Genomic DNA, 19,584 nt, shown 5'->3' with positions numbered 1-19,584 from the left:
TATCAAAGAATTCAATCGATTTTAGAAATATTTTATATACCTCCGCTTAACTTAGGTATGTACAAGCCGACACTAGTATTAGAATGAGAATCGGCGGAGAACATAGAACTCAACTCGGAATACCCCGAGATGAATCTTTGCATTACATAGGCCATGGACAATTGGAGAGTTCTCCCGCGTCCACGTCGGTCCTTCATGTGATCTCTCATGAACTGGGTCATGTCGCCGAGTTTCGTTCCGAAGCGATGCGAGACAGCGCCGAAATTCGTTCTTTGGATATGAAGATCCATTACGAATTTCGAAACGGAAAACTCGTTGCGGTTTCCGGTGAAACACAAGCGACCACCGTAAAAAAATCGGAAGATTCTCCCCGTAAAAACGAAATCTCTTCACAAGACGATTCTGCAAAAGAAAAAGAATCTCTGAAAAAAGAAGAAAAGTCCGACGCTTCCAAAGTAAACTTGGAAGATAAGGAAAAAGAAATTCTTTCCGAAATCCGTAGAATCGAATCCGAACTTCAAACCTTTGAAACAAAGGCCGACCTCGAAGAAGAGAAGGGCGTCGGTTCCACACGCAAGACGGAGCTGGAAGAGAGAAAGAGAAAACTCGAAATGTCTCTCAATCAGGAAAAACTAAAAGCGATTTTGGAAGATACGATGGATACGTTTAAAGAGTTGGTGGATAAACAAACTCAGATGAGTTTGAGAATTTTAAACGCGAATTCTTCCGATAAACTCGGCAATCTTTTCGACGCGAAGGCCTAAGATCGTTTAGGAAATTTCTTCGATTCTTTCCGTATAATTGATCGGAGTTCCGACCGAACCGATCAGAGAATCCACAATCTTTCTAAGCTCGAGCAAACCTTTTCCAGACTTATTGGAAACAAGAACCGTTTCGAGCATCGGATAAAGCTCGTGAATATTTTTCATCTTCTTTCTCAATTTGGAAAGATCGCTTTGATTGAGTTTATCGATTTTTGTTCTTACTAAAACGGGTTTTATATTTCTTTCGAAACAGGTTCCGATCAGTTCGAGTTCCTCTTCCGGAAGTTCTCTTTGAGAATCACAAACTAAAAAAAGACATTTCAAATCCTTCGCGAGATTCAAATAATCCATCAAAAGACCCATCATCGCTTCGTGATCCTTATGTGAATTGGCCGAATAACCGAAACCGGGTAAGTCGACGAGATATACGGAATGATTTACAAAAAAGAAATTGAGTAACTTGGTTTTGCCGGGAGTGGAAGAAACTTTAGCGAGGGATTTTCTTTCGAGAATTGCGTTGAGCAAAGAAGACTTACCGGCATTGGAACGACCCGCGAACGCGATCTGGGGAACCCCTTTGGTTGGGATCTTGCTCGCTTCCCCATAAGACGCGTTGAACTCGACGTCTTTGAAGAACGGTTCGTCCTTTTTTTGAGGATCCTCGCTCATCTTCCGGGCTCCTGAGAGTCAGGTAAAATCTCTACTTCCCTGTCCGCCACAATGTCTCCTATCCTCGGATCCCAAAGGCTCAGACAGATCACATCAACTTTCCCCTCCCCATAAAGTATGGGTAGCATTTTTCTAACCGGAACAGGAATCTCTTTCTGTCTGAGGATTTCGGAAATTTCTATACTCATCCCGTTTTTGCGAATTTTGGCGCCGGGAGGGCATACTTCCGGAATCAATCCGGGAGGAATTTTCTTTTGATTTCCGTTCCAACGAAGAATCATTTCTTTCGGTTCGAATCTAAATTCTTTTAAAGAAAGAGAATTTTTAGGAATCAAATAAAGATCCGAAGATATCGACTTCCAAAACCAAGCTTCTTTGTTTTCAAGTCCGAAAGAATTCTCCCTCTCCAAACATTCGACGAGATCCTGAAAGAAATTTCTTGTGATCGGATGTAAACCTAAGGAACGAAGATAACGATCTATAAAGAATTTTCTTTCCCTTTGCGAAAGATCGCGTAGAACCCAAACGTTGATTTTTAAATACGAAGGGATTTTTTCCGGTCCGTTTTCCTTCGGAAAAATTTTCGGAGCCGGTTTCTCCATTCTATGAAAGTTTTTATAAATACGATCCGGGTCCGCGCCTTCCTGCATCAGAAGAGGAACGATGGAATTTCGAATTCTATTCCTTAGGTATTCGTCGCTTTGATTGGATTCGTCCTCGAAGATCGGCCAAAACTCGGATTGAAGAATCGTTTTGATTTCGTCTTTCGTAAATGCGAAGAGAGGACGAAATCGATTTTTTTCGAACCAACCTAATGTGCGTAAGGAATTCCAACCTCCGCCGCGGATCAAATTCAAGAGGATCGTTTCCAGATAATCGTTGGAATGATGACCCGTAACGATATAACCTTCGTATCGATTTGCGATCTTTTCCAAATCCTTATACCGAAATGCACGTCCGGTTTCTTCCAGGGTTTTTCCGATCTTACGTGATAAAGTTGGAATATTCTTTTTTTTGAATTCTTTTGGAAACGGAAACGTGGTCTCCGCGTATTCCAGGATTTTTTTTTCCTGTTCCAGATTGAATCGAATCGAATGATCGAGATGATAGATACACGGAGCGGGGATTTTTTTTTCGATCCAAAGCCAAAAGTAAAAATGGAGCAAAAGAGAAGAATCTTTTCCTCCGGAATAGGATAAAACGGCCGGACGAGATAGGATCATTTCGTGAAAAGGAACGATTCTTTTCCATACCGTATCGAAAATCTTTCGTGTGGATTCGGAGATCTTGTCTCTCATCAGGATTCGCAAATGCAGGTTTAACGGAGTCTTCGGATTGCGGCAAGAGTAATATCGTCCATCTGTTCTTGGTTTCCCGTAAATTTGCGGATTTCGGAAACGATACCGTCCAACATCGCTTGTAAGGGTTCGGCTTGAAACTGGAGAATGGATTTTTTAAATCGATCCGATTCGAACTGAATTCCGTCCTGATCGGATGCTTCTAAAACTCCGTCCGTGCACATGATCAGAAGATCTCCGACCTGCATTCTAAACTGATTTAGATTTTCGAATTTGGAAATATCGGGATCGATTCCCAAGATGATTCCGCCCGTCGAAATTTCTTCGATCTGTCGGGTAGAAGCCTTATAAAGATAAAGATTTCCTTGTCCAGCGCCGCTGAACGAAAATTCGTTCCGGTTCATTTCCCATTTGATTACGGTCATCGACATGAATCGCGGCGAAGTGGAATCGTTGTAGTTTTGAAAGATATACGTGTTGACCGTGTTTACGATGTCCCAAGGACTTACTTTTTTTCTTACAAGAGAATGGATGATCGTCCTCACCGTTGCCATCACGATTCCCGCGGGAACACCTTTTCCGCTTACGTCTCCGATGCAGATCACCGTTTCGGTGTTAAACGGGTCGGTGATAAAATCGTAGTAATCTCCTCCAACGCCGCGCGCCGCAACCATCGTTCCTGCGAATTCGTAACCGGAATGTTCCGGCATCTTTCTAGGAAGCAAAGAACGTTGGAGTTCTTTCGCGATTTCGATTTCTTTATCGAGCCTTTCTTTTTGAGCTCTTTGATCGAATAGATGATAGTTCTGTATGGAAATTCCGGCTTGGATCGCAAACGCATTCAAAACTTCTAATTCTTCCGAATTGAATTGACGGTCCTTTCTTTTTCCTAAGATGACTACGATGTCCGATTTGTCCGTATGAACCACGGGAAGAATCGCGAGATTCAAACCCCACATCCCGAATTTTTCGAGTTCGGGAAAATCGGAAGACAGTGCAAGTTTGGATTCATTGAGTTCGAAAACTTCTTTGAGAAAAAACTCGTATCGATTGATCGGGAGGGACATTTCTCCGGGAATCGGTTCCAATTCCTTTCTAAGATTTCTTTTTTTGGAAGTTTCGGAAGATTCTTTTTCTTCCGAAGTCGTTTGTATTCTAACCTTAAACGTGGATTGTCTCGCCATATCCACGTCCATTCTGATTTCGGGACTTGTGATGTTTCCGGTTAAAAAATGTCCGAACAAAGTATGATTGTCTCTGTTCCATTCGAAAAGAGAATACAAATCGTTTTCTGAAAACTCGGTGAGCGAAAGAAGAATCACTCTAAAAATTTCCACCTTGTATTTGAATCCTAAAGAGGAAAGACGAAGCGCGGCGGAATGAAGCGATCTGAAATTTCGGGACTGGGTTTGAGAAACTTCGAAAAGAATTCTGTTTTTAAGTGTGACCGCAAATTGCGCGGCGATCAATTCCAGAAAGTAACGATCGTTTTCCGCCTTTTCGGGATCGTCGGTTTTATAATCGACGGAAAGAATTCCTAACACTTCCCCGTTGAGATGAATCGGAATCGCAAGCGAAGCAACGGTTCGATTGAGTCTCGCGTATTGTTTGAAATGTTTGTGTTTCTGATCAGCGAACTTATAATAAATCGATTTGCAATTTTCGATACATTCGGTTAAAGCCCCGTTGTCTTCGCCCTTTTTGATTTCGAAATGAAGCGCGACCTTGGAAAGGGAGGTCTTTTGATTTTTGACCGACATCACGGTCATCCGATCCAAACGAGGTTCGTAGATCATCACGCTTATGCCGGGAATTCCGAGTTTGTAAAACGCGAGAGAAGTGAAACTTTCGAGAAGGTGATTTAAGTTGGGGCTCGTGTTGAATAAGGAAAGAAATTCGAGCAAAACCTCGTTGCTAAAACTTGTATCCGTCGGCGGAGAAAGTCTGGGATTCTTTCTTTTTTCTAAAATCCATTCTCGGCCACAGGATCTGCAAAGAAATCGCCCGGCATGAAACATTCCCTCCGGCGTCTTAAATTCTGAGCAGAATGCGCAGGCCATAGACGCAAAATTATAGGGAATCCCATTTATACTGATACAAATTATTTATTAGATTGGTTAAAATTCGGTTAATTCTTATTAGAAAGGCCAAAATAGGCAAATGGAGAATTCTTACTTATTTGAAATGGGACAAAATCTTGTGAAATCGAGGCTAAATATTAATCAGCACACTTAAAAAAATCGCTCTAAAAATAAGCGCGGCGCAAAAAATCGATTGACCCCAAAAGTATCAAATCGCAAAAATTTTAAGCATGTCAGGATATGTGAAGCCAAGTCCATTAAGATCTATACAAGAAGTTGCAACCGCTATGAACTCAACTTTGGATCCGGATAAACTTCTGGATTTAATTCTAGAACGTTGCATCCAGATTTGCGAAGTCGGTTCGGGCTCTCTGATGCTGATTAATGAAAAAGAAAATGTTTTGGATATCGTAACCTTTCGAGGTATGAATCCATCGATCCGTACGAAAGTTAAATTGAAGGTGGGAGAAGGAATTACCGGGATTGTAGCCGCTTCCGGCGAAGGTATGATCGTCAGCGACGTAACCGCCAATCCACATTACATTTCCATAAAGGACGATATTATGTCCGAACTCGCGGTCCCTATGATCGTCGAGGATGTAGTGATCGGAGTTATCTCCCTAGATTCAAGCCGCAAAGGCGCTTTCAACGAAGAACATTTGGAGATCATTTCGACGCTTGCCAATCAGGCCGCGCAGATCTTCAAAAACCTGCAGATTTTCAGACAACTCGAACAGAAGAATAAAATTCAACAGGTGTTGATCGATATTTCAAGAACCGTTACTTCCACGTTGGTTCTTCAGGAAATTTTCGAAGACATCATGGATCGTCTGGAAAAATCCTTAAACCTCGAGCGGGGAAGTATCGTTCTTTTCGAAGCCGAAAAAGCGATCTTAAGACTCGAGGCCGCTTCCGGTTTAACCGCCGAAGAAATGGAGAAGGGAGTTTATCTTCCCGGCGAAGGAGTTACCGGAAAGGTTTTTGAAACCGGAGAACCGATCATCGTTGAATCGATCGCAAACGACGAAAACTTTTTGAATCGTGTGGGCAACGCCGCGCACTTCAAAAACAATCCGGAGAACGTTAGTTTTCTCGCGGCGCCGATCAAATCGGATACGGACGTTCTCGGAGTCGTAAGCGTTTACTTCGTTCACAAAAAATACATAGACTTAAAAACTTATTTAGACTTTTTGCAAGTAGTTGCGTCCGTCATTTATCAGGCGATTCGGATTCAAAAACTGATCGACGAAGAGAAGAGAGAAATCTCGAGAGAGAACGTTCTTCTCAAACGCGAACTCAAGAATAAATACAAGTTCGGATCTTTGATCGGAAAATCCAAGCCGATGGAAAAACTTTTCGAGATGATCCATCTTGTTTCGGATTCCCGCGCATCCGTTTTGATTACGGGAGAATCCGGAACGGGTAAGGAAATGATCGCGTCTGCGATTCACTACAATTCTTCCCGCGCCGATAAACCGTTTATCAAGATCAATTGCGCCGCGATTCCGGAGAATCTTCTCGAAAGCGAACTTTTCGGTCATAAGAAAGGATCGTTTACCGGCGCAGTCGCGGATAAAAAAGGAAAGTTCGAGATGGCCGATACGGGAACGATCTTTCTGGACGAGATCGGTGAAATGGATCTCAATCTTCAATCCAAGTTGTTGCGCGTTCTTCAGGAAAAGGAAATCGAAGCGGTCGGTTCGGTGAAACCCAAAAAGATCGACGTAAGAATCATCGCCGCAACGAACGCGGACTTGGAGGAATTGATCACGGAGAAAAAATTCAGACCGGATCTTTTTTACAGGCTCAACGTCGTGAATATGGTAACTCCTCCGTTGCGTGAAAGAGCGGATGACGTTCCACTTTTGATCAATCACTTTATCGCGAAGTATTCGGAAGAGAACGGAAAGAAAATCACCGGAATCACGAGAGAAGCTCATAAACTTCTCATGAACTATAGTTGGCCCGGAAACGTTCGAGAGCTTGAAAACGTAATCGAACGCGCGGTTGTTCTTTCTCAGTTGGAGATGTTGGACATTCAGGATTTTTCCGAAATCAACGGACGTCTTCTTTATGGAGACGAAGAGTTCGATCCCGAAACCGGAGACGCAGAGTCTTCCGTCGAAATCGCGAATTCAAGATTCTCTTCTTCTCATTTGGATGCTCTGGACGGAAGAGCGATCGAAGTTGTTGTGGGAGAAGTGGAAGCTCGTTTGATCAAGTATGCGATGAAAAAATTCAAATACACAAAAACGAGAGTCGCTAAGTTTTTGGGAATCAACCGAAACACTTTGGATAAAAAAATCAAGGATCTTAAAATCGATTATTGATTTTGGAAAAATGTAGGAACTCCTGCGAATCTACGGAATCGAATTGAATCTTAGTCGATCCCGATCGTATGAGTTCCTACAATCTCCCGTAAAATTTTGAGCCCCACCCTGAATTGGGCGGTGGTGGAGTGGTGGCGGGAAAGAATCGGGAAATTTTCCTTTAACAGAAAAATCCTCACCGGTCACTCGAAAACTCTCCTTCTTGTCGGAGCATTCCGAATTTTATGTCACGCCCTGAGCCTTTCTTTTCGGACAAAAAATAAGTATGAAATTCTTCTAAAACGTCTAAGAATAGTATTTCATTCTATTGAATGCGGTTCAAACACGATCGAATTTTCGATATTCTTCCTTTCCTTTTTTTGATTGAAGATCGTTTTTGATTTTTCAGACGCTCAAAATTCGTTTTCAAAATTCTTTTGGTAAAAATATAAATCTGGTTAGGTGAACTAGGATGCTTCAAACTTCGGAAAATAAAACTTCGTTGAGCACGCATAACTTCTACAAATACTTACCCGCGCTTTCTTCCTTTACGGATATCATCGAATCTTCCAATTATTTTACCGTTCCCGACGATTGGAATTTGGTCATCACCGATGTGGTGAATTCTTCCGATGCGATTCGAAACGGAAACTACAAGGACGTGAACATCGCAGGCGGCGTCACCGCGATGGCGGTTTCCAATCTGATGGGCGATATGGATTATCCGTTTCTATTCGGAGGAGACGGGATGACCTTGTTGCTTCCCGATAGCGTTCTTCCCGGTGTGAAGGATATTTTGTTTTCGATCAGGGAACTCGTAAAAAACAATTTCGGTTTAAAACTCAGAGCTGGAATCGTAAACGTCGGCGATTTAAAAAGAACCGGAAAAGAATTAAAACTTTGTAAACTAAAGATCTCCGATTTTTACAACCAAGCGATTCTTACCGGAAGCGCGTTGGACGTCGCCGAAACTTTTGTAAAGAACGACGATTCCACAAATCCTTATATCATACCCTTAACGCACAAAACGAAGGTCAAACCGGACTTTACCGGGTTCACTTGTAGATGGCAGGACATCCCGAGCCACAGAGGTGAAACGGTTTCGTTTATCATAAAGATGAATTCTCCGAGCGCGGCTTCCGATCAGGAATTGCTCAAAATCATTTTGGATCAGGTGGGAACTTTATTGGGGAACGATACGGACATTCATCCACTCAAAGAGGAAGGAATCAAAGTCGACATGTCCGGAAAATACTTCAACAAGGAAGCGACCGTTCACGCGGGAAGTAAAAAAGGAATTCTCCATTTTCTGAAAATGCTCAAAATCAAAATCGAAGGATTCGCCGTAAATCTTGCGATCAACACACAATGGAAGTTCGGACCGAAAGTCAACGGAATGGAATTGAGAGAATTAAGAAAATCGCAAGTGATCGCTTCCGATTTCAGGAAATACGACGGAACCTTGAAGATGGTAGTCGCCTGCGATTCGAATTCGAGAGAGTTGTTCCTAAAATTTTTGGACGGTCTTTACAAAGAAGGAAAACTTTTTTACGGATTTCATGTTTCCGATAGAGCTTTGATGACCTGCGCTTTACACGAAGGTTCGGTTCGTGAAGTTCACTTCGTCGACTCCGCGGACGGAGGTTATACTCTTGCGGCGATTGGACTTAAGGAACAAATCAAAGCTTCAAGAAGCTGAACCGAGTTTAACTTAATTTTATTTTCCAGTTATCGTCGAAGAGTTTATAGTTGCAGGTAAGCTCTTCTCCTTTGTGGATCAATCTTGTAGCGCTGTCTTGTCCCATCGGATTGGTTTTATCGCTCGTAAAATCTTCCTTTGTGTTCGGGTCGTCGCTGTGATTCATGAACTTCGAGTTATCGGAACAATAAAACCATTTGTCTTCGGTCTGATAAGAATAAGTGCGAAACATTACTTGAACGGAAGGGGGAAGAGAATTCAACTCTTGGTCGGTGATGACCCAAACCGTTTTAGGATGATACTTCCAAATCAATTCTCCTTTTTGAATATCCCGGCCCGCAAAAAGACCGAAGCCGCCGATCGGAGAGTCGGCGATATAAGTGGGTACTAAAAGCATTGGAAGAATGTAAATTAGGCCGGAAAAAAATTGCAAGTAAGAAACGTAATTCTTACAGAACCATCGCCTGTTGTTCCGGTTCGGGAACCGAAAATCTTTCGAGTTTTCCGTTGCGCATTTGAAAAACCTGATCGGCTTCGCGGATTGTGGAAAGTCTGTGCGTAACCGAAATCACGGTTCTACCTTCTCTCAACAACGAAAGGGTTTTCATGATTCTCGCTTCGGTAACCGGATCCAGGGAAGAAGTCGCTTCGTCCAAAAGCAGAATTTTCGGATTTCTCAAAAAGGCCCTTGCGATCGCGATTCTTTGTCTTTCACCGCCCGAGAGTTTTGTTCCACGATCTCCCGCGTTCGTTTCGTAACCCATCGGCAAGGAAAGAATCATCTCGTGAATCTCCGCTCTTTTCGCGGCTTCGATCACTTCTTCGAGTGTCGCGCTCGGTTTTCCGATTCGAATGTTTTCGAAGATGGTCGTATTAAAAAGAAACGTTTCTTGGAACACAACTCCGACCAAGGATCTCACAGAACTTCTCGATAAGGAATTGAGATCGGTTCCGTCGAAAAGAATTCTTCCTTCGTTCGGTTGAACCATTCCCAATAGAAGTTTGATGAACGTGCTTTTACCCACTCCCGAACCGCCTACGATCGCGGTATAACTTCCTTTAGGAATGGTCAGAGTAATGTCGCTCAGATTTTTCGATCTTCCCTTGTATCTGAAGTGAACGTTCTCGAAATGAATCGCTTCTTTCAATTCGGGAATGGAGGATTCTTCGGGATCCGATTCGAAAACGGGAGCACGCAATAATTCTAATATTCTTTTTGCGGAGCCGCTCGCGTGATTCAACGCAGGTAAATACTGGGAAAGATACAAAAGAGAATAACTTAAGTTTAAGAACGGAGGTAGAAACGCCGCCAACGTTCCTATGCTAAGAGCATTATGATATGCGAATGTAGTTCCAACGAGCAGTAGAACTCCCTGTAAAAGAAGAATTCCAGAGCCTGCGGAACGTTCGAGATAAGAATTCGTCAAGCCGAGCCGGAGTGAAACCTGAAACAATTTTTCACAGTTATTCTTAAAACGACTGAAGAAATAATCGCTCAGATCGTAAGCACGGATCAGGTTTTGAGCGGAGATGGATTCTTCCACCAAGCTGAGTACTTGAGCTTCTTCTAATTTTCTTGTGTAACTGATTTCAGTGGACTTGCGAGACAAAAATCCCGGACCTAAAAAACTGATCGGCCAGATCAACAAAGCGATCAACGCCAACTTCCAATCCAATAAGAAAAGAAGAATGGTTCCGAAGATCGCTTCCAACAAAGGACCAAGTCCCCAGGGAATAAACGCAAGCAACGCGTGTTCCAACGCCGCGAGATCGTTGAAAAATCTTGAAAGAATATCTCCGAGTTTATTGTTCGAGAAAAAATCCAAACTCAATCGATCCAGATGTTCGTACATCTGCAGTCTTAAGTCCTGTATGATTCTCGCGGAAGCCCAGTTGTAAAGATAATCCCTTACCGTTCCAAGAATCGCAAAGGTAATCGTTCCGATCGCGAGATAAGCGCCGATCCAATAAAGAGCGCTTTGATTTCGATTGATCAAAGCTTCGTCGATTAAGTATTTAAAACTGAAAGGAATGCTCGCGTAAAATCCGATTTCGAAACAAAGAAGTCCGATGATGACGAAAATTCTTCCCTTATATTTTTTTACAAAACGGAATAACCCGAAAATTAAAAGACCCGGCGCGCCTTCTCCATCCGAATTTGGTTTTTCCTTTTTCGGATTCGGGGCTTTCCATTTTTTAGCTGAACCCTTTTCCTTTTCATGAGGAAGAGGTTCCGACTTTTGGATCAGTTCCGGATTGTATTCGAGGGGTCTTTTCATACCATTTTGGAAAAATAGCGTCCTTTTATTTTCGGCAAATATCTTTCATTTCCACTCTACTTTGACTGTTTTTCCGCGAAACTCCGAGGCAAGAATTTTTCAGCTCTAAGGAGACAGAATACTCCCGGAAAAGAGTCGTTTTTTTTGAAACGTGCAATTATCTTAGTAAGCAGGTCTAAAGAATGATTCAATTTCACTACAAAGAGAACGACGGGCTTTATACGGTTACGTTAAAAACTTCCGAAACGGCTCCTGGTACTCTTCACAAAATGGTGAAAGCGATGTTTTTTATGGGCTGGGAAATCGTATCCGGTGATATAGAAACGATCCAAGAGAACGGGCAATTTTTTAGTTACGACGTTTTTACGCTGAAGTCTGAGGAAACGGATTCCAAGATCAAAGCTTCTAAGTTGGGAATTCTTATGTCTTCCGTGTTTACGGAAGATTCCGCTTTGGAAGAGATCATTCACCATTCGAGCGAAATCGATCTTAGAAATACGTATCATCTCAGTACGGATTCCAAATTGGAATTCAACGACATAGAAATGGGAACGAAAACCAAATTCACGCTCGAGGCCCCGGACCGTAAGGGACTTCTTTACTTTGTTACGGGAGTTCTTAAAGAAAACGGAATTAACATTCATTCAGCTACAATTCGGACGGATCGAACAGGAAATCGTGCTCAAGACACGTTTATACTTTCCGATGTTAAAGGTAGCGGTTTTTCCGGAACTTCTTTAGAAGATAGAGTGAGCCGGAATATACTCGAAATTAGTTTGAATTCTTCTTGGAAGTAATTCGTTAAATAATTTTTTTTCGTCTCTTATAAAAAATATTCGGTGCAAACGATTTATTCCCGCCTTTTAATGGATTAAGAATGGAATTCTTGAGCGGCTATTTTAAGCTACGTTAGTTCGCATTACCGCACTCAAAAAATAAATTTCAGATTTACGACGATTCTCATGGATGCCCAAAAAGACTTACAGAAGTTCGACTTTACAGAAGAAATCATTCAACACTTCAAAATCAACAGCGTTATTCCGGTCGATTTCTATAATAGAAACGGGCAGATCCTGATTCATAAAAAGGAAAACGCGAACGGCGACGACATCACCAAATTATTAAAGTTCGAAAGTCAGGGGATTTACTTTTTAAAATCGGAATTCGAAAAGATTTCCGGAGGGAAACAAAGCGCCGGACCGAACAGCGTAAACGGCCGGGACGTAAGTTTTTCAAAGCTGGTCAACGCGGACTTAACCGTAGGGCTTGCCAAGGACGCTTCGAGCTTTCTCGCCGAACTCAAAAAGTTTCCTCTCAACGGAAGCCAAGTAAGAAATCTCAACAAATCCATCGATGGAATATTAGAAGATTTTAAATCCACTCCCGATATGGAAAACGGTTTGGTGAATATCATCGAAGTGATGAGTAGCGCCGGTGTTCCCATGGATTCGGAGATATTGACGAAACGTACCGTGATCTCGATGGCGATGAAGGTAAGGGCCGGGAAGGCGTTTACCAAGGTCGATATGGAACAGAAGAAATTGGATCAGATGAACCTGATGATGTCTTCTTATCTTGCGGACGTGGGTTATACTCAGATGAAAATTCCTTCTCAAAAGGATTTGAAAACGGAAGAGTTCGAGTATATCAAAAACCATCCGATCATCAGTTATCTTATGGTGGCCAATCTTCCGGACTTGGACGATACGATTAAGACCTTGGTTTTAAATCATCACCGCCCACACAAGGGCGAGGGGATGAATAACAATTATCCTCAGCCCAAGGTTCTCGTTCAGAAGCTCAACGTGTATAAGGAAAAATACAAGGACGATCCTAAGAGAACCGTTTTGGTCGCGGACATTCAAAAACAAATCCGTAATATTCTTACCAACAATCTTCCTATGGAAGACATCGGCGCCATTTCCATCGCGGGAGAATTCGCATCATTGACCACGAGACAGGAATGGAGAGATCCTTTCGAACCGTTAGTGGCGATGAAGTTGATTTTGAATAACAGCTTTTTTGCATATAATGAAAAAACTTTAAGGGATTTTTACGATCATATCGGATTGTCGCTTTGCAACAACCAACCTTTCATCCGAGAAGGGGACTTCGTAATCGTTGTGACTCAGGATTCCAATCAGAAAGTCTTTTTCGAAGTTTGTATCATCCGCGAAATGTATCGAACTCAAATTCGTCCTATGTTGGAAAGAATCGGAACCATACGACCCAATTTCAGCAACATGGGTAAATTGAGAATTTCCGGATTCGATATTACCTCTTTGAAACTGGATCGTAGAAAGGCCGTTTACAATCTGGAAAAAAATCAGGACCCGAGAAGGATCGTCTACGTTCTCGACCCGAATATGGACGCGCGTCTTTACGAAGAGCTGACCAAACAAACCGGAGAAATTCCGAAAGAAAGCGCCTGATTCCTTAAGGGGACGCGTGCGAATCTTTCGTTTGCGTCCGTTTGTTACAAAGTAATCTCAATCCCGTCAAAAACCCTTCCGAATTTAACGCGATCTCGCTCTATAAAAACACGACGATTCGAAACGTTTCATTTCGATCGTTTGGAAATAAATTCTTGAGCGGTTTTTCTTGAAACAAACCGAATTTGAGTTAAGATGTACGTTTAATAAATAATTTTTTTCCAGTCCGATCACGTATATCGCAAGAAAGGATTGCTAGAAAGTTCTATGGTACGCGATTCTTTTCGAAACGCAAATAACGGTATTTTATTATATGAATTCTAATATGAGCAATCATTCACATTCTGTAAGCTCCGTAAATAAAGAACTTTTGGAAAAGTTCGAGTTCAACTCGGATGTGATCAAAAGTTTTATCAGTCAGAGCGAGATCCCCGTTGATTTTTACAACAAGAACGGGCAGATTTTGATTCATAAAAAATCGGACGCTTCGGAAGAGGACGTGACAAGACTTCAAAAATTCGAAAGTCAGGGAATCTATTTTCTCATTTCGGAAAAAGACAAGTTCGTTAAACCGAAACAACCCGACAACGTTCACGGAAAAGAAGTTTCTTTCACGAAACTCGTCAACGTGGATCTAACGATTACTCTTGCCAGAGAAGCTTCGGATCTATTGGAGGAACTCAAACACTACCCTCTCAATAGCAATCATATCCGTATGGTTCAGAAGGGCATAGACGATATCCTCATGGATTTTAAATCGAGTTCGGATATGGAACTCGGACTTGTAAACGTGATCGAAGTGATGAGACAGGCGGGAATCAAAGCGGATTCCGAAATCATGACCAAACGTACCGTGATTTCGATGGCGATGAAACTGCGAGGAATGAAGGCCCTCAGTAAAACCGATAACGAGATTCAAAAGACGAAACAATTCAACGTTATGCTCGCTTCTTATATGGTAGATATCGGCAAATCGAGAATGAAACTTCCGAATCACACCAATCTTCGTCCCGAAGAATTCGATTACATCAAAAACCATCCGATCATCAGTTATCTTATGATCGGAAATTTAAACGGAATCGATTCGGACGTGAAGGCCGCAGTGCTCAACAGTCATAGAACGTATCGTGGAGAAGGTCTAAACAACAATTATCCTTCCACGAACATGATCATCCGCAAGTTGACCGAATACCTTCAGAAATACAAAGACGACAAGACGAAACAGATTCTGATCGAAGACATTCAAAAACAAATTCATCATATTCTCAGCAATACGTATACGGACGAAGACCCGGGAATCATTTCGATTTCGGGAGAATTTGCGTCGCTGAGTTCGGATCAGGATTGGCGTCCGGCTTACGACGCGCTAACGTCGATGAAGTTGATTCTTAACAACAGTTTCTTTTCGTATAACGAAAAGATCGTTCGAGACTTTTTTGATCTGATGGCACTCAGTCTTTGCGAGAACCGAAGCGTTCTCAATCCCGGAGATTATATCATCGTCGTTTCGATGGATTCTCAAAGAAAGGTTCACTTTGAAACCTGCGTCATCAAGGAAATTTACAGACATCAAACAAGACCGCTTCTGGAAAGAATCGGAACGATTCGTCCCGTCATCACGAACAAAGGTAAGATCAAGATCGAAGGTTACGACCCTCATTCTTTCCGTCAGGATAAAAGAAAAGCGGTGTTCGATTTGAACAACAGCATGGATCCGAGAAGAGTGATTTACATCATCGATCCCGAATTGGAGCCGAACCTTTACGAAAAAGTGGATCAGAGTTTCCGAGGTACTGCTCCGCGTTCTGTCGCTTAAGAGAAAACCAAAAGATTCTTTTAGAAACTCGCTTTATCCCTGAGCTTTATCCTGTTTTCGTGGTATTATGCCTTCTAGTTGGGGAAAAATCTTTAAAGTCAGTACGTTCGGAGAATCTCACGGAGAATCCGTGGGAGTGGTTGTCGAAGGAGTTCCTGCAGGAATCCCCATTCGTTTAGAAGAAATTCAAAAAGACTTAAACCGAAGAAGACCGGGTCAAAGCAATCTTACAACTCCTCGAGACGAGACCGATACGGTTCGAGTCGTATCCGGAGTTTTCGAAGGAAAAACGATCGGGTCTCCGATCGCACTCATCGTAGATAATCAGAATACGATCTCCAAAGATTACGAAAATCTTAGAACTACGTTTAGACCTTCTCACGCGGATTACACATATCAAGTGAAGTACGGTTTTCGCGCTCACGTAGGCGGCGGTCGTTCTTCCGTCAGAGAAACGATCGGTCGCGTTGCGGCGGCGGCCATCGCAAGAATGATACTCAAGGACGATCTCGGAATCGAAACCGTCGCTTGGGTCGATTCGATCGGAACGGTTCAATCGACAATCGGAGAAAAATATCCGAAGTCCAGGGAAGAAGTCGATCAAAACGAAGTTCGTTGCCCCGATGAAGCCAGCGCCAACGAAATGCGAAACCTGATTCTCAAGATGAAAGAAGCGGGAGACAGCGTCGGAGGAGCGATCAAGTGCGTGTCCTACAATCTTCCTCCAGGATTGGGAGATCCCGTTTACGACAAATTAGACGGAGATCTTGCCAAAGCCATTCTTTCCATTCCGGCTTGTAAGGGATTCGAAGTGGGTTCCGGATTTTCGGGAACACTTTTAACGGGAAGCGCGCATAACGATGAATTTTATGTGGAAGAAGGAACCGGAAGAGTCAGAACCAAAACGAACAATTCCGGCGGACTTCAGGGCGGAATTTCAAACGGGGAAGAACTCGTGATCCGTGCGGCGTTTAAACCGACTTCTACGATATTTAAGAAACAGAATACGGTAACTCTAAAGGGAGAAGAAACCACACTCGAAGCAAAGGGTCGTCACGATCCTTGTGTTCTTCCCCGAGCGGTACCGATCATCGAAGCGGTCGTCAACTTGGTACTCGTGGATGCGTATCTCTATCAAAGAGCGATCAATCCTCAGTGGTTTCAAAAATGGGCGAACGTCCCCGATTATTACAAAGACTTAGAACTTTAAGAATCAGTCTCAAAATGGACGGATGTTTTTCAACTTCCGTCCAAGCGAAACTCCAAGAACAAAATTCCACGGCCTATGGAGAATTTAGAAACAGGTTGCCAGAATGAGAATGGTACGTTTCTATAGAATTGTTTCCCAGTACCGGGTTTAATCAAAAGGATGATTCCATGGTAAAAATCAAGATCGACGGAATCGAGTATGAGGTGGATGAAAAAAAGAACCTCATATCGGCGGCTAAAGATGTCGGCATCGATATTCCTTTCTTCTGTTATCACCCAAAACTTTCCATCGTGGGCATGTGTAGAATGTGCCTTATCGAAATCGAGGGAGTTCCGAGACTTCAAGCGGCCTGCAACACAAAGGTAACGGAAGGTCTTTCCATATTCACGAAAAACGATCGTATCAAGGAAGCCCGTGAAGGCACGATGGAATTCCTCTTGGCCAATCACCCCTTGGATTGTCCCGTATGCGACAAAGCGGGCGAATGTCAGCTTCAAGACAATGCGTTCAAGGAAGGAAAGGGCAATTCCAGATTCACATTAGAAAAACGGAATGTTCCTCAGGAAGAGATCGGAACAAATCTAATCATCAACCATAACCGTTGTATCGTATGTTACCGTTGTGTTCGTTTCGAAGAGGAGATCGTGGGAGAATCCAATCTCGGTCTGTTCGAACGCGGATATCATTCCATCATCGGTCTTGCAAAGAATGAACCGATCCAACACAACTTTCAAGGCGCACTCGCGGATCTCTGTCCGACCGGAGCGCTTCTCAACAACAAAACCTTATTCAAATCGAGAGTTTGGTGGTATAAAAACGCCGAATCGATCTGTCACGGTTGTAGCACGGGTTGTAACATTACGACGAACGTAAGAGATAATAAAATGTATCGTTATATGCCTCGAATCGACGAGGAAAAAGATATGTATTTCCTCTGCGACAAAGGACGTTTTGATATCGATTGGTTGAACGAGAATCGTTTGTTTGCGTATTATCAAAACGGAAACGCATCCGAAAGTCTCGCGGTATTGCCTGCGATCGCGGAAAAAATCAGAAACGCGAACAAAATCGCGATTCTCGGCGGAGCGAGCGAATCGAACGAAAACTTAAAATCCATTCTTCAAAGTGTGGAATCTTTCGGAAAATCGGTTATCTTAGAAGCGAGAGTTCAAGACGTTCAATACAAGGCGCCTGAACAAAAAGACTTTTTGATGACCACGGATTTAAGACCGAATACGAGAGGAGCTGTCGATGTCGGATTCGTTTCCACGCAAGGGATCGATGCGATTCGCAAATCCGTCGAATCCGGAGAAATCGATCTGGTTTTCGTGATTCAGGAGAATCGAAAAGAATTCTTATCCTCTATTTCGTCTAACGTAACTCTTGTGGCGTTGTCCACCAACCTGACCGAAGGAATTTCGGAAGCGGCTTATGGAGTTCCGATTCAAACGTTTGCGGAACAATCCGGTTCGTTTACCAATAAGAACGGATTGAATCAGCGTTTTCAAAAGGCGATGGATCCGCCGAAAGGTTTGTTGAGTTCCGGTTCCGTTTTCCAAAAACTCGCCGAGTTACTCAAAGAATCTGCTTCTTCTCCAAAGGAGGTTGGCGTTGGGAACCGTTAACGTAGTAAGAGTCGCAAGTCGTCATAAACTTTCCTGGTATGAAAAATTCTATTTTTATTCCATCGGAAAAGGACTTTGGATCACTCTCAAACATTTTATCAAGGCCGCGATTTTAAGAAAAGCGGTAACGATAGAATTTCCCGAAAAGAAACGAAAGTATTCCACTCGATTTCGCGGAATGCATACGATGAAACGCGACGAACAAGGTCGTGAACGATGTACAAGTTGTTTCTGTTGTATGTGGATTTGTCCCGCCGACGCGATTTATATCGAAGCGGGAGAAGTGACTCCCGAAATTCAACACCTTCATCCCGAGGATAAATACGCTAAGAAATTCGAAATCGATTTGTTGCGTTGTATTTTTTGCGGAATGTGCGAGGAAGCTTGTCCGAAAGGCGCTATTTATTTGGACGGACCCGCCGAGATGGCGACCGATAACCGAGAAGATTTGGTTTTAACCAAAGAGAGAATGATGCAACTCGTAGGCGGACCGATTCTCGGAGAAAGATTATAAAAATTGAATGTAATATGGCAGATCTCCGATCAAAGGAGAATCTGCCTTAACGTTCTTTAACTGACTTTTTGTTTTAGATATTGATTCTGTCTTGCGACATCCAATTTATTTTCTAAAAAAGAAACCGCAGAATCAATGTCCTCGTTCGAAATTGCGGGATACTCCCTGAGAATTCCTTTTCTAGACATTCCAGCCAATAACAAATCTAAAATTTCCAAAACCCGAACTCCGGTTCCCTTAATGAAGGGTTTACCGCCCAGATAACCTGGGATTGTTTCTATCGAAGTAAACTTGTCGTTACTCATATATACCTTTAACAATAGGACCCGACAAAATTTGTAACGGAAAAAAAATTTATCGAAATCGAGTCGTACTTTTTTCAATTTCGTATACTATCTTTTTCGAAAAGAATGCCCTTTTGTTACCGGGAATTCCCAAAAAACTTACGAGCGTTTCCGCATCATAAAGTAAGAATCATTTCTTAATGAGGAATTATTTGGTCGAATTGCTCGAGGAGGAAGTGGACGAAGAAGCGTTAGCCGGGCATTCCGGATGAATCGCCACACAAGAAAGTAAAAGAATCGCAGGTTGGCTGTTGCAGAAAGTCGTTATGGGTTTGTCGGTGCTCGTTTGATTCAAAGCGCAGTATGTGATGATTTGTTCAAAACAGTCGCTTTGCTTTTTGGATCTTTGGGAACACGCAGAATCGCGGGCCTTGAAATCTTCAGCGGCACATTGAAGTTGGATCAGGATTAGAATGCCCAAAAAGACCGATTTTCTTTGTTGATATGACATAGTTTTCGGGCAAATCGTAAAAAATGGCCCGTTCTAAATTCTTTTTTGTGCTTTTAGAATCGGAATTTACCTGAAGAATTGCAAAAAGCCCAG

At 42.7% G+C, this 19,584-nt stretch carries 16 protein-coding genes; 9 read left to right on the top strand and 7 right to left on the bottom strand.

All coding sequences use genetic code 11. From position 1 onward, the window contains the following. Positions 1–83: 83 nt before the first annotated feature. On the top strand, positions 84–764 hold the full coding sequence (locus CH367_RS13425) for a hypothetical protein (protein ID WP_100763002.1): 681 nt from the start codon (positions 84–86) through the stop codon (positions 762–764). Between the two features lie 6 nt (positions 765–770). Here the strand turns inward: CH367_RS13425 and yihA are convergent, their stop codons facing one another. Genes yihA through CH367_RS13410 form a run of 3 tightly spaced genes read right to left on the bottom strand, consistent with a single transcriptional unit; the run spans position 771 to position 4,749 of the window. Then, positions 771–1,433 carry a ribosome biogenesis GTP-binding protein YihA/YsxC gene (gene yihA, locus CH367_RS13420; protein ID WP_100763001.1) on the bottom strand — a complete coding sequence of 221 codons (663 nt, stop codon included), beginning with the start codon at positions 1,431–1,433 and terminating at the stop codon, positions 771–773. After that, complete coding sequence (tilS, locus tag CH367_RS13415) at positions 1,430–2,731, bottom strand: tRNA lysidine(34) synthetase TilS (protein WP_100763000.1); 1,302 nt, start codon at positions 2,729–2,731, stop codon at positions 1,430–1,432. Before tilS ends, yihA begins: the two co-directional genes overlap by 4 nt. Before the next feature lie 20 nt (positions 2,732–2,751). After that, positions 2,752–4,749: a GAF domain-containing SpoIIE family protein phosphatase gene (locus CH367_RS13410; protein ID WP_100762999.1), complete on the bottom strand. Its 1,998-nt coding sequence runs from the start codon at positions 4,747–4,749 to the stop codon at positions 2,752–2,754. A 350-nt stretch (positions 4,750–5,099) separates the two neighbouring features. On the opposite strand from CH367_RS13410, the gene CH367_RS13405 reads away from it, so the two are divergent. After that, on the top strand, positions 5,100–7,142 hold the full coding sequence (locus CH367_RS13405; protein ID WP_165783291.1) for a sigma-54-dependent Fis family transcriptional regulator: 2,043 nt from the start codon (positions 5,100–5,102) through the stop codon (positions 7,140–7,142). Positions 7,143–7,593: 451 nt separating this feature from the next. Then, entirely contained in the window at positions 7,594–8,820 is a 1,227-nt protein-coding gene (locus CH367_RS13395) for a DUF3095 domain-containing protein (RefSeq protein ID WP_100762996.1), read from the top strand. Positions 8,821–8,827: 7 nt separating this feature from the next. On the opposite strand, the gene CH367_RS13390 is transcribed toward CH367_RS13395, so the two are convergent. Together CH367_RS13390 and CH367_RS13385 are read right to left on the bottom strand one after the other, a co-directional pair. After that, positions 8,828–9,217, bottom strand: coding sequence for an SET domain-containing protein (locus tag CH367_RS13390; protein WP_100763037.1), 390 nt, complete (start codon positions 9,215–9,217; stop codon positions 8,828–8,830). Positions 9,218–9,269: 52 nt separating this feature from the next. Next, positions 9,270–11,099: an ABC transporter ATP-binding protein gene (locus CH367_RS13385; protein ID WP_100762995.1), complete on the bottom strand. Its 1,830-nt coding sequence runs from the start codon at positions 11,097–11,099 to the stop codon at positions 9,270–9,272. Positions 11,100–11,281: 182 nt separating this feature from the next. On the opposite strand from CH367_RS13385, the gene CH367_RS13380 reads away from it, so the two are divergent. The 6 genes from CH367_RS13380 (at position 11,282) to CH367_RS13355 (ending at position 18,696) form a co-directional block, all read left to right on the top strand. Further along, positions 11,282–11,896, top strand: coding sequence for an ACT domain-containing protein (locus tag CH367_RS13380; RefSeq protein WP_100762994.1), 615 nt, complete (start codon positions 11,282–11,284; stop codon positions 11,894–11,896). A 165-nt stretch (positions 11,897–12,061) separates the two neighbouring features. After that, positions 12,062–13,531, top strand: coding sequence for an HD-GYP domain-containing protein (locus CH367_RS13375; protein ID WP_100762993.1), 1,470 nt, complete (start codon positions 12,062–12,064; stop codon positions 13,529–13,531). A gap of 313 nt (positions 13,532–13,844) precedes the next feature. Then, a complete protein-coding gene (locus tag CH367_RS13370; protein WP_100762992.1) occupies positions 13,845–15,347 on the top strand; it encodes an HD-GYP domain-containing protein in 1,503 nt (500 codons plus the stop codon). A 67-nt stretch (positions 15,348–15,414) separates the two neighbouring features. After that, positions 15,415–16,557, top strand: a complete 1,143-nt coding sequence (aroC, locus tag CH367_RS13365; protein WP_100762991.1) for a chorismate synthase — start codon at positions 15,415–15,417, stop codon at positions 16,555–16,557. A gap of 167 nt (positions 16,558–16,724) precedes the next feature. Next, positions 16,725–18,182: an NADH-quinone oxidoreductase subunit G gene (locus tag CH367_RS13360; RefSeq protein ID WP_100762990.1), complete on the top strand. Its 1,458-nt coding sequence runs from the start codon at positions 16,725–16,727 to the stop codon at positions 18,180–18,182. Further along, positions 18,169–18,696, top strand: coding sequence for a NuoI/complex I 23 kDa subunit family protein (locus CH367_RS13355; RefSeq protein WP_100763036.1), 528 nt, complete (start codon positions 18,169–18,171; stop codon positions 18,694–18,696). Before CH367_RS13360 ends, CH367_RS13355 begins: the two co-directional genes overlap by 14 nt. 56 nt (positions 18,697–18,752) lie before the next feature. Here CH367_RS13355 and CH367_RS13350 read toward each other — a convergent pair whose 3' ends face one another. Then, positions 18,753–19,001, bottom strand: a complete 249-nt coding sequence (locus CH367_RS13350) for a DUF433 domain-containing protein (protein ID WP_100763035.1) — start codon at positions 18,999–19,001, stop codon at positions 18,753–18,755. Positions 19,002–19,188: 187 nt separating this feature from the next. Beyond that, the gene (locus CH367_RS13345) at positions 19,189–19,491 is read right to left on the bottom strand and encodes a hypothetical protein (RefSeq protein WP_100762989.1); all 303 of its coding nucleotides are present in this window, start codon (positions 19,489–19,491) and stop codon (positions 19,189–19,191) included. Positions 19,492–19,584: the final 93 nt, after the last annotated feature.

The sequence above is a fragment of the Leptospira barantonii genome, assembly GCF_002811925.1.
Classification (GTDB): Bacteria; Spirochaetota; Leptospiria; order Leptospirales; family Leptospiraceae; genus Leptospira; species Leptospira barantonii.
Note: the sequence above shows the minus strand (reverse complement) of the source record. Positions and strands in the feature narration are given on the sequence as shown.